Here is a 10,461-nt window from a genome sequence, read left to right as displayed (position 1 = left end):
ATTTATATGCAGATCCTAAAAAAGACTTCCTTATTACTATTCATTGTAACCCTGTTTTTGTCCTGTTCTAAAAAAGATAATGAATTCAATCAGGAACTTTTACTTGAAAATGTAAGACTTATTGATGGCAATGGCGTAACTCCGTTAGAAAATGTGCAAATTCTTATTAAAGACGGAAAGATCGCTCAAATAGGGAACCATATAATAAATGAGAAGGCTGCTAAAATAGATTTGAAGGGAAAAACAATTATGCCCGCCCTGATTTCCGCCCATTCTCATATCGGGACTATAAAAGGAAATAAAGTAAGTGGCGAAAACTATACGGAAGAGAATATTTTATCCCAACTTAATAAATACCAGAATTATGGAGTATTAAATATCATGTCTATGGGAACGGATCGTCCTATTTTGTTTAAAAGCGGTTTAAGAGACCGTTCTGCAAAAGGGGAAATAGAGGGAGCGAGAATTCATTCTGCAGGATATGGTTTTGGAGTTTTTGACGGAGCTCCACCTTTGGAATTTGCAATGGATCATGTTTACAGGCCTATGTATGGCTATCAGGTTCCTGCACAGATGGACAGCCTTAAAAAAGTCAATCCTGAAATGATAAAGATCTGGGTAGATGATTTTAGCGGGAAATATAAAAATAAAATGGAGCCGGAAGTATACCGTGCCATTATTAATGAAGCTCACAGACAAGGATTAAGAGTAGCAGCTCATGTTTATTATCTGGAAGATCTTAAACAGTTGGTAGCAGACGGTATAGATGTAATCGGACACAGTATCCGTAATGAAGTGATAGATGATGCTACCCTTGCACAGATGAAGGCTAAAAATGTAATTTACATTCCAACTCTTTCCTTAGATGAATTTGCGTATATCTATGCTAAAAAACCGGAATGGATCAATAATGAATTTTTTAAAAGATCACTGGAAGTAGATGTATATGAAATGATTACTTCCCCGGAATATCAGGCGGAGCTGAAGAACTCCCCCCTTTTTGATACGAATGTAAAAGCATTTGAAACAGCTAAACAAAACCTTAAAAAGGTATTTGATTCAGGAATTATGGTAGCTATGGGAACAGATAGTGGTGCTACTCCACTTCGCGCTCAGGGTTTTTCTGAACATTTGGAGTTGCAACTCATGACGGAAGCCGGACTCACTCCTATGCAGGCGATCAGTGTGGCTACTAAAAATTCAGCGAAGGCATTAAAAATAGATAAGGATTTTGGAACTATTGAGCCGGGAAAGGTAGCTGATTTTATTATACTGGATGCTAATCCTGCAGAGAATATCAAGAATACAAGACAGATTTTTGCGGTTTATAAGTCAGGAAAAGAAGTAAGTAAAGGGCCTCTTAAAGGTGGGGGAAATTAAATAGTAAATTTTAAATAAAAATACAATGGAGTACAGAAAATTAGGAAACAGTGAACTGGAAGTATCGGCTATTACTTTTGGAGCTTGGGCTGCTGGAGGATGGATGTGGGGAAGTACAGACCGCAATGATGCAGTAGATGCAATTAAAGCCTCCTATGAGGTGGGAGTAACTTCTATTGATACAGCCCCTATTTATGGACAGGGAACAAGTGAAGAAATAGTAGGTGAAGCGATCAGAGGAATCTCAAGAGATAAAATACAGATTCTTACTAAATTCGGTATGCGCTGGAATCTGGCTAAGGGTGACTTTGCAATGCACAGCCAGGATAATAACGGAAAAGCTATTGATGTATATAAATATGCCGGAAAAGAAAGTGTCATTTATGAATGTGAGCAGAGTTTAAAAAGACTGGGAACCGACTATATCGATTTGTATCAGATCCACTGGCCGGATTCTACAACGCCGATTGATGAAACTTTTGAAGCTGTTTCTCAATTGATAGAACAGGGAAAAGTTCGTTTTGCAGGGGTTTGTAATTATAATGCAGCTCAGATGGCAGAAGCAGAAAAAACAGTTTTTCTGGCTTCTAACCAGATTCCTTTCAGTATGGTAAACCGTGGAATTGAAAGAGAAACAGTACCTTATTGTATTGAAAATCATAAATCCATTCTGGCATATAGCCCACTTGAAAGAGGACTTTTAACAGGAAAGATTCATTCAGGATATCAGTTTCAGGAAGGAGACCACAGAGCAGGGTTACCCCATTTTCAACCTGAATTTGTAGAGAAAACCAATAGTCTTTTAGCTCAAATAAAACCTATTGCTGAAAAACATAATGCAACATTGGGACAGCTGGTATTGAGATGGACTATTGAAAGACCCGGAATTACCGTTGCATTAGCGGGAGCTAGAAATGTTTCGCAAGCAGTTCAGAATGCGGAAGCTATTAAGATTAGATTGAGCCAGGAAGAACTTAATGTCATTAATGATTTAGTGAATAATTTTTAATTCGATAAAAGAGTATTTGATGAAAAATACTCAATTTTAAATAGAAAAATAAGCAAATGAATGTAGAAAAAATAGGATTCATAGGATTAGGAAATATGGGACATCCTATGGCCAAAAATTTAGAAAAATCAGGTTTCCCACTTGGTGTATACAATAGAACTCCGGAAAAAGCAGATGATTTTAAAAAAGGTTCTGTAGTCTACAGGAATTTAAAAGATCTCATTGAAAAATGTGATATTATATTTACAATGCTTACTAATGATCAGGCGGTAAAAGATGTATATGAAGAAATTATTTCTCTGAATATTCAGGGGAAATTATTTGTGGATATGAGTACGGTTTCTCAGGAAGCAACAATAGAAACAGCAAAAGCTGTGAAAATAAAAGAAGCCTCTTTTATTGATGCTCCCGTAGCAGGAAGCACCCAGCCTGCGGCGGAAGGAACTCTTATTATTATGGTAGGAGGAGAAGAAAAAGATCTTCAGAGAGCATTGCCTTATTTGCAGAAAATGGGAAAGTCGGTTAAACATTTAGGAGAAAATGGAAAAGGTATTGCTGCTAAATTATCGATCAATTATTTTTTATCCATGATTTATCAGGGATTGGCGGAGACGGTTCTGCTATCTGAAAAATTGGGGATAGAACGTAAAGATATGCTGGAAATAATCAATGAAAGTGCAAGCGGCAGTGGTGCGACAAAAGTGAAAACACCATTATTGGTCAATAATCAATATGAACCTGCTTTTGCATTGGATCTTATGTTAAAAGATATTCTTTTGGCGAATAAGGCAGGTGCAAACTATCCCCTATCAAAAGTTTTAATAGACACTTATCAATCTGCTCATAATGAAGGCTTCGGAAAAGATGATGTCATTGGAATTATCAATTATCTCAAGAAATAAGGGAATTGATGAAAGACTTTAAGACCGTCTTTTTCTTTCTGCGTCTGCCGGTTGCAGTTTCGCTTGCTGGACATGGACTTGTGCGATTACCTAAGCTTGCAGATTTCAGTAACTGGATGTTAACTACAATGGAAAAGTCTGTAATTCCTGCTCCACTGATTGTTCCGTTCAGTTATCTATTGCCTATATTGGAAGCGGTCATTGGGGTGATGTTGCTAATCGGATGGAAAATAAAACATACTCTTTATTCTGGTCTTGCACTGATGAGTATTCTCATTTTGGGAAGCTGTTCCATTGAGAACTGGTCAGCTATTGAAGCACAGCTATTACATGCTTTTTATCTCTTTGGTTTGTTCTGGTTTTATGAAAGGTATGCCTCCGGAAAATAACCTTGAAGTATCAGAAGATTTGTTAATTCTGTATCAATTTGAAGATACCAATCAAGCCATTGAAGATTCTGAAACAGGAAAAACAATTAAACCGGTTATTTTAATCGGTGAATATAAAGAATAATGGGTCCGGTTCCGAACTCAATAAAAGCCGCTTTATCCAAAGCGGCTTTTATTAAATTAAATTTAAATTTTCTGCCGGGCTTCAGAAAGGTTAACTGTTTTACCCAGAGCTCCGAATTCATGAAGATCCCCAAATACTTCAATTCTTATAGACTGATCAATACCACCAATACGAAGGGCATCAAATCCATTATCCTGAATCAACTGTTCAATGTCGGCATTGATTTCTGTATGGTCTGTAGCATAAAACAGTACAGCTCTTTCGGGAGAATGATAAGAAGCAGAAACTAATGTTCCGGCAGATAAAGAACCTAATGCTTTTACCAATTTTGCTCCTTTGGGAAGAAAAGAAGCATTAATAGCACCTGCGGATTCATCATTTCCTATGATTTTTTTGAACCCACCATTGGCATCTGGTGCAATTGGGTTGGAAGGATCAACAATAATTTTTCCTTCAAGGTCGGTAGAATATTCCTGTAAAAAGCTTCCAATAGCTTCGAAAGGAATTGATAGAATCAATATGTCTGCATTTTTGACCGCAGAAGGAATATCACTAGCAACAGTTCCCTTACCCCATTTTCCGGAAAGTTCTTTAGCTTTTTCAATATTCCGGTCAGCTATAATAAAATTCCGGTCAGATTTTGAAAGATTTCCGGCAACTGCTTGTCCGATATTTCCTAATCCTATGATGGCAGTTTTTTTAGTTTCCATAATAATATATTTTAAAATTTATAAAACAAATATCCGCAAGGAATCGGCTTTTTTCCAATAAAGTATCTTAAGAAATATTATTGATCTAGTTTAAGATTTAGGTTTAATTATTCTATTTCTCAGCCTGCTTAAGAATTTAGGAGTAATTCCTAAAAAAGAAGCGATTTGTACCTGAGGAAGACGATGAATAAGATGAGGATAAATTTTATTGAAAGAAGTATAGCGCTCTTCAGCAGTAGAACTTATATTTTGTAAAAGTCGATTCTGCAGAGTAACAAAACTATTCTCTATAAGTATGCGAAAAATACGATCAAATTTAGGAGCTGTAGTATATAAATGGATAAGATCTTCATAGTTGATATATAAAACCACAGTATCTTCCAATGCATCAATATTCATTTCTGAAGGTTTTCTATGATGAAAACTTCCGATGTCATTTATCCACCAGTTCTCCGATGCAAACTGAAGGATATGGGTATTCCCTTTTTCATCAATTTTATACATGCGGAGACATCCTTTAATCACAAAATTAAATTGATTACAAACATCATTTTCCTGAAGAACGTATTGTTTTCTCCTGTAGAGTCTTGCTCTGAATAATTTATGTATTAATTGGCATTCTTTTTCATTTAGTGGGATCACTTGATTAAAATAATTAATCAAAGGTTCAGTGGAAGGAAGTTTTATATTTTCTTTCATCAAATGTTTTATAAGGATAAAATTAAATAATATTCATTATAAAACAAATAAACTGTCCGCAATTAAGCTAACAGTTTATAAATTTAAATCTGAGTAAATGTTATTTTATGATCGTGTATATTTTCTTTTCAGAATATCTACTTCTTTAGGCCCAATCCCCATTTCTACCTGAAAGAAATTTTCGATACTGCCATATTTATTTTCAATAGCTCTAAAAAATGTCCTGATGAGCTCAGGTCTCAGTTCCATTTCTTTTTTGATTTCTTCACCACTCATTCCTGTCATTTTGGAAAGTCCGGCATATGTCTGTTGCATAGTAGGATTTTTAGCAAGATAAAAGTTGGAGGCTATATAATCCTGTTCTATAATATTTTGTGGAACTCCTAATATTTTAAGAAATAAAGCTGCTGCCATTCCGGTTCTGTCTCTTCCCCCTGTACAATGGAATAATAATGCTTCATCCGGCTGCAAAGTAAGAAGTTTTACAAATAAAGGTCTGTACCTTTCCCCAAAATAAGGTAATCCTCCTTCTCCATACATGTCGGCAAGAAAGTTTTTATCTTTCATTAATTTCGCCATATCCTGTGCTGTCGGAAGATTATTGCTTCCTGCGGGACATAAAAGATAATTGACATTCTGTGGAAGACGGTCCTGAGCTTTTTTAGCTTCTTCCACTCCTCTGAAATCTACAACGGTAGTGATATTCTTATTTTGAAATGTCTGAAGATCCCTGTCAGATAATTTATTGATTGCATCACTGCGGTATACACTTCCTAGGACTACTTCTTTTCCATCAATAGTTTTGTATCCTCCTGTGTCTCTGAAGTTATAGGCTCCATCCATTTTTACGACTCTTCGTACACTGTCACTGATCTGTGCCTTGAATGTTGAGCTTAAAGTCAACACCATTGCTATTAATATTGATTTTTTCATGTATCTAATTTAAAATATTTGCCAACGAATTCCTAATTGTCCCCTGCTTCCATACCATTCATTTGAAGTGATTCTCTTCTTATTATTACCCATATACAGTTTCAGACTCTCATTACTTAAATTATTTAATTCAATAAATAATTTTACTTTTTTGCTGATATCATAGCTTGCAGAGAAATCGATTGTGAAGTTTTTATCTGACCATATATAATATTCTGGTCCCAAGCTTTGATTGATCGTTTCAACTGATTTTCCTCTGTAGTTTCCTGCAAGACGTATCATAAGCTTTTTGGCTTCATAATACAGAATGGCGTTGAACAGGCTTTTTGATTGGTTGGGAAGTGTGGTTTTATCATGATAAACTACTCCATTTTCATCTGTTCTCGGAACTTCTACTTTAGAATCAATAAATGTATAATTAAATTCAACTCCGAATCCGCTCCAGAATCCCGGCAGGAAATCCAGCCTTTTATTGATTCCTGCTTCAAATCCTAATAAATTGGAATCCTGAAGGTTTTTTGCCTGAGTTACACTGTAATCTGTTCCGCCAATATTCATAGTGGAAGTATCTGAAAATACAATGTCGGAAATTTTCTTATAGAATACTCCTCCTGAAAGAATTCCGATATTATTGAAATAATATTCTCCCATCATATCAAAATTATGACTGAAAGTAGGTTTCAGATCGGGATTTCCTCTTGTCATTCTGAAGGGATTTGTTGTATTGTCAATACTTATTCCCGGAGACATATCTCCAAAATTAGGTCTTATGAAAGATCGTGTGTAAGCAAATCTTAAACTCGCTTTAGGAGATAAATTGTACCGTAAATGAAGCATAGGAAGAAATGCGTTATAATTACTTTCTACAATAGAAGGTGTAATAACAGTTTCGTTTCCTTCCGTAGTGGATTTTGCACCGTTAAGTGTCAATCTGGTTGTTTCATTTCTGAATCCACCTATGATCTTAAATTTTTCGCTGGCTTTAATTTCTGCCATGGCATAAGCTGCAAAAACAGATTCTTCTCCTGTATAAACACTGGTAGCATTTGTTGCTGCATTGGAATAATCTTTAAAGCCGTTTTGTTGTAAAAATTCAGGAGAAAATAGCTGAAACAACTGATCTTTAGTTGGAGGATTCATAACGTAAGAATTGAAATTTCCATTCATACCACTCAGGAATCCGGTTCCTTTCGGAGGGTCTGTAGTTGCCAGCTGAGATAAACTTAGCAAAGATGGTGTAGTCGGAATAAATACGGCGTTATAACCATAAGTGCTATTTCTGTCTTTTTCACGATATTTTGCCCCTACTTTTAATGTGATATTGGAATTGAGATCATATTTAAGGTTAGCTCTTGCTATTTTATCTCTTTCGTTATTATCCAGTTTAGCAATTACCAGTTGGGAAAGTAAGAGTTTATGGGCATCCATTACTTCGTTAGAATCAGCAAGATCCGAACTGTAATCCATATAATTTCCACCTATTCCATCAGGAGAATCAAATCCCCAATACCGTTTTCCTCCTGTTGAAAGATTATTAAATCCACCTGTTATTTTCTGTCTGAAGGTAGCAATAGGTAATCCTTTGACTGAGTTGGTTGGAGGGGTTTCAAGGAAATATTTGGCCTGATAATCACTTAGCATCCAGTCTAAATTAAGTTTTGAGCTAAGGCTATGTTCTCCTCCCCATTCCATTCCGTATAATTCCGTCTGATAATGGGAATATCTGAAATTATACTGATACCTGCTATTCGTATAATCCACATAGGATTCATACACAGGGCGTATATCATCAAACTTATTAAACATTCCCCTGAAATAGACTTTATTGTTAGCATTAAATTTATATTCCAGGCCTCCGTTAAGACCTATCGTACGTCTGGTTCCCATATATCTTTTCATCATCACAGAATTGATGGATTTTTTTTCCACTTCATTTTTTGCGCTGGTGTTATAGGTAACATCGAATGAATCGGCCCCCCATTGTCTGTCCCAGATAGCTCCGGATAATATAATCCCCAGTTTATTCTTGAAAAAGCGGTCTCCATACACTATGGAGCCATTATAAGTTGCATTTTGAGAGAATGTGTTATAACCTCCGGCTCCACTTATATTTAATGTTTTTTTGGCAGGTGCGGTTCTTGTGATGAAGTTAATACTTCCTCCTATGGCATCTCCGTCCATATCCGGAGTAACAGCTTTAGAAACCTGTACAAACTGAATAAGTTCTGAAGGAACTACATCAAGAACAAAAGATCTGTTTCCTAATACATTCGCGCTGGGAAGCCTGTTTCCGTTGAAGAGAGCTGAAGTCCAGGCAAAAGGAGTTCCCCGGACGGTGGCCTGATCAGCTTCACCATGATATCTTGCCACAGCCACTCCCTGAACTCTCTGTACAGCCTCCGCTGCATTTCTGTCAGGTAGTTTTCCGATGGCATCTGCTGCGATCACTTCCATGATGGCATTATTATTCTTTTTAATTTCGTAAGCTTTAGCCTGTGTTAAAGCATTGGGACGTGCTATAATGACTTCCTGGATATCATTAACCTTGTCTTTATCTTTTTTATTTTCCGGTTCTATGGTAATATATCCAAGATCATTGGTTCCTTCTTTTAAGGTTACAGGAAATATTTTGGTTTCGTATCCTATATATTCTACTTTAAGATTTATGTTTCCGGTTCTTGGAGAAAGAAGTTTGAAATCACCATCTAAAGCTGAAACTGTTCTAGATTCTTCATCTATAATGGAAATATTCGCTCCAGGAAGAGCACCGTTTGTTTTTCCGACAATAGTTCCTTTGATGCTCTGGGCATGGAGAGCTCCAAAAGAAGCTATTAAAAAGAAAGCAGATACCTGAATGATTCTTGACTTTTGTTTTGAAAAACCAATAGAATTGTTCATAAATTTTTTTTGATGACAAAATTGAAGACTTTGGTATTTCATTTCGTCCGCAGGAAAAAACCATAAATACAAACGTCTCACTCCTTGTTTTGATACTTTTAAATTATTGATTTATAATACTTTGATTATTTTTAACTATTTGTTATTTATTCATTAATTGAATGTTAATTATTGATATTAATTTTTAACAGATAGATAATAGGGTTATTAACGATTAAAAACTGATTTTATATTTATTTTGTGAAAATCTAAGGAAAAATGCAATATATCATTATTATAGGGGCTTTTCAGGCACTTGTAGCGGTTTGGCTGTTGCAGGTGAAAGAAAAGAAATCTCCTTCCAATTACCTGTTGATGTTTCTGCTTTCTGCTATTGCTGTACACATGATCATTAAGTTTGTAATTTTTGGATTTATTCCCAACGAAAGTATCAGGCAGCAGATGAATACATTTATTTCGGTTTGTTATGGACCTTTGATCTATCTATATGCCTTAAGTAATACAGGAAGTAATCTTTCAGTTGCCGGGAAATGGTATATTTTTATTCCCTTTTTTATATTGATGATCGCTTACATTACTATATCCTGTGTTTTTATAATTCTAGAACGGGTAGATGAAAAACTACTGTATGGATATAATAATTTCAGTATGGCCCTAATGTTTATTATTAATCTCTATTACCCATGCAAAAGTATCCACATAATGAAGACAAATTCCGGGGCAGTGAACAAGACAGAGTATGATGTGATAATGAAGATTTCCGGATGTATTTTGTTCTTAGAAGCTGTTCTTGTTATCTCTAAAGTATTACTGTATATTTATATCCATAATGATTCTGTTATTAATATTATAATACGATGTATTTCATATTTTACATTACTTACTATTTCCCTATTAATTATCAGAAAAGCTTTTATAACACAGGATATAGATACAGACTCGTTTCAGATTAAAATAAATATGAATAGCATTTCGGAGAATGTAAAAGACTTTCCTGTGCATATAGTGGATTATGAACAAAAATTCAATGCTCTGTGGCATCAGCTGGATGATTCAGTACAGAAAGGGGAATTATTCAGAGATTGTGATCTTACACTGGATGAATTGGCACAAAGAACAAAAATTAATAAATATCAGATCAGTGAAATGCTAAACGGATATAAGAATAAACCTTTTTACCGCTATATTAATGAATATCGGATAGAATATTTTAAAAATATGATAGAAAAAGCCATAGAGAAAGATGAACATATTAATTTTCTCTCTTTTGCCTATGAAGCTGGATTTAAATCCAAGTCTTCTTTTAACCGTTATTTTAAGGATATTTTAGGTAAAACACCTTCCGAATATTACAGGAACTTGTTAGAAGAACATACGGGAAATTCATTTGAAAATTTATATCGAGGAAGTGCATGAT

10 protein-coding genes are annotated in these 10,461 nt (G+C 35.2%); 6 read left to right on the top strand and 4 right to left on the bottom strand.

Annotated elements, in window-relative coordinates; genetic code table 11:
- The 5 genes from Q0A18_RS05475 to Q0A18_RS05455 form a co-directional block, all read left to right on the top strand.
- A partial coding sequence (locus Q0A18_RS05475) for an amidohydrolase family protein (protein ID WP_292009170.1) occupies nucleotides 1–1,380 on the top strand: 1,380 nt, incomplete at its 5' end.
- Nucleotides 1,381–1,405: 25 nt separating this feature from the next.
- Nucleotides 1,406–2,389, top strand: coding sequence for an aldo/keto reductase (locus Q0A18_RS05470; RefSeq protein ID WP_292009169.1), 984 nt, complete (start codon nucleotides 1,406–1,408; stop codon nucleotides 2,387–2,389).
- Nucleotides 2,390–2,445: 56 nt separating this feature from the next.
- Nucleotides 2,446–3,291: an NAD(P)-dependent oxidoreductase gene (locus tag Q0A18_RS05465; RefSeq protein ID WP_292009168.1), complete on the top strand. Its 846-nt coding sequence runs from the start codon at nucleotides 2,446–2,448 to the stop codon at nucleotides 3,289–3,291.
- 8 nt (nucleotides 3,292–3,299) lie between these two features.
- Nucleotides 3,300–3,680, top strand: a complete 381-nt coding sequence (locus tag Q0A18_RS05460; RefSeq protein ID WP_292009167.1) for a MauE/DoxX family redox-associated membrane protein — start codon at nucleotides 3,300–3,302, stop codon at nucleotides 3,678–3,680.
- Nucleotides 3,664–3,804 carry a hypothetical protein gene (locus tag Q0A18_RS05455; protein ID WP_292009166.1) on the top strand — a complete coding sequence of 47 codons (141 nt, stop codon included), beginning with the start codon at nucleotides 3,664–3,666 and terminating at the stop codon, nucleotides 3,802–3,804. The genes Q0A18_RS05460 and Q0A18_RS05455 overlap by 17 nt, the downstream gene beginning before the upstream one ends.
- Before the next feature lie 62 nt (nucleotides 3,805–3,866).
- On the opposite strand, the gene Q0A18_RS05450 is transcribed toward Q0A18_RS05455, so the two are convergent.
- The 4 genes from Q0A18_RS05450 to Q0A18_RS05435 form a co-directional block, all read right to left on the bottom strand.
- Nucleotides 3,867–4,514 (bottom strand): NAD(P)-binding domain-containing protein, encoded by a 648-nt coding sequence (locus Q0A18_RS05450; protein WP_292009165.1) that lies wholly within the window; start codon nucleotides 4,512–4,514, stop codon nucleotides 3,867–3,869.
- Nucleotides 4,515–4,604: 90 nt separating this feature from the next.
- On the bottom strand, nucleotides 4,605–5,213 hold the full coding sequence (locus Q0A18_RS05445) for a Crp/Fnr family transcriptional regulator (protein ID WP_292009164.1): 609 nt from the start codon (nucleotides 5,211–5,213) through the stop codon (nucleotides 4,605–4,607).
- 105 nt (nucleotides 5,214–5,318) lie between these two features.
- Entirely contained in the window at nucleotides 5,319–6,146 is an 828-nt protein-coding gene (locus Q0A18_RS05440) for a tyrosine-protein phosphatase (RefSeq protein ID WP_292009163.1), read from the bottom strand.
- A gap of 9 nt (nucleotides 6,147–6,155) precedes the next feature.
- Complete coding sequence (locus Q0A18_RS05435) at nucleotides 6,156–9,044, bottom strand: TonB-dependent receptor (RefSeq protein ID WP_292009162.1); 2,889 nt, start codon at nucleotides 9,042–9,044, stop codon at nucleotides 6,156–6,158.
- 258 nt (nucleotides 9,045–9,302) lie between these two features.
- Here Q0A18_RS05435 and Q0A18_RS05430 point away from each other — a divergent pair, with 258 nt between their 5' ends.
- Nucleotides 9,303–10,460, top strand: coding sequence for an AraC family transcriptional regulator (locus Q0A18_RS05430; RefSeq protein ID WP_292009161.1), 1,158 nt, complete (start codon nucleotides 9,303–9,305; stop codon nucleotides 10,458–10,460).
- Nucleotide 10,461 lies beyond the last annotated feature (1 nt).

It is taken from the genome of Chryseobacterium sp., from assembly GCF_022712095.1.
Classification (GTDB): domain Bacteria; phylum Bacteroidota; class Bacteroidia; order Flavobacteriales; family Weeksellaceae; genus Chryseobacterium.
Note: the sequence above shows the minus strand (reverse complement) of the source record. Positions and strands in the feature narration are given on the sequence as shown.

What these genes read in the sequence shown, in the direction of transcription:
- Q0A18_RS05470 (WP_292009169.1), top strand. Translation starts at nt 1,406, where the DNA reads ATGGAGTACAGAAAATTAGGAAACAGTGAACTGGAAGTATCGGCTATT.
- Q0A18_RS05465 (WP_292009168.1), top strand. Translation starts at nt 2,446, where the DNA reads ATGAATGTAGAAAAAATAGGATTCATAGGATTAGGAAATATGGGACAT.
- Q0A18_RS05460 (WP_292009167.1), top strand. Translation starts at nt 3,300, where the DNA reads ATGAAAGACTTTAAGACCGTCTTTTTCTTTCTGCGTCTGCCGGTTGCA.
- Q0A18_RS05455 (WP_292009166.1), top strand. Translation starts at nt 3,664, where the DNA reads ATGCCTCCGGAAAATAACCTTGAAGTATCAGAAGATTTGTTAATTCTG.
- Q0A18_RS05450 (WP_292009165.1), bottom strand. Translation starts at nt 4,514, where the DNA reads ATGGAAACTAAAAAAACTGCCATCATAGGATTAGGAAATATCGGACAA.
- Q0A18_RS05445 (WP_292009164.1), bottom strand. Translation starts at nt 5,213, where the DNA reads ATGAAAGAAAATATAAAACTTCCTTCCACTGAACCTTTGATTAATTAT.
- Q0A18_RS05440 (WP_292009163.1), bottom strand. Translation starts at nt 6,146, where the DNA reads ATGAAAAAATCAATATTAATAGCAATGGTGTTGACTTTAAGCTCAACA.
- Q0A18_RS05435 (WP_292009162.1), bottom strand. Translation starts at nt 9,044, where the DNA reads ATGAACAATTCTATTGGTTTTTCAAAACAAAAGTCAAGAATCATTCAG.
- Q0A18_RS05430 (WP_292009161.1), top strand. Translation starts at nt 9,303, where the DNA reads ATGCAATATATCATTATTATAGGGGCTTTTCAGGCACTTGTAGCGGTT.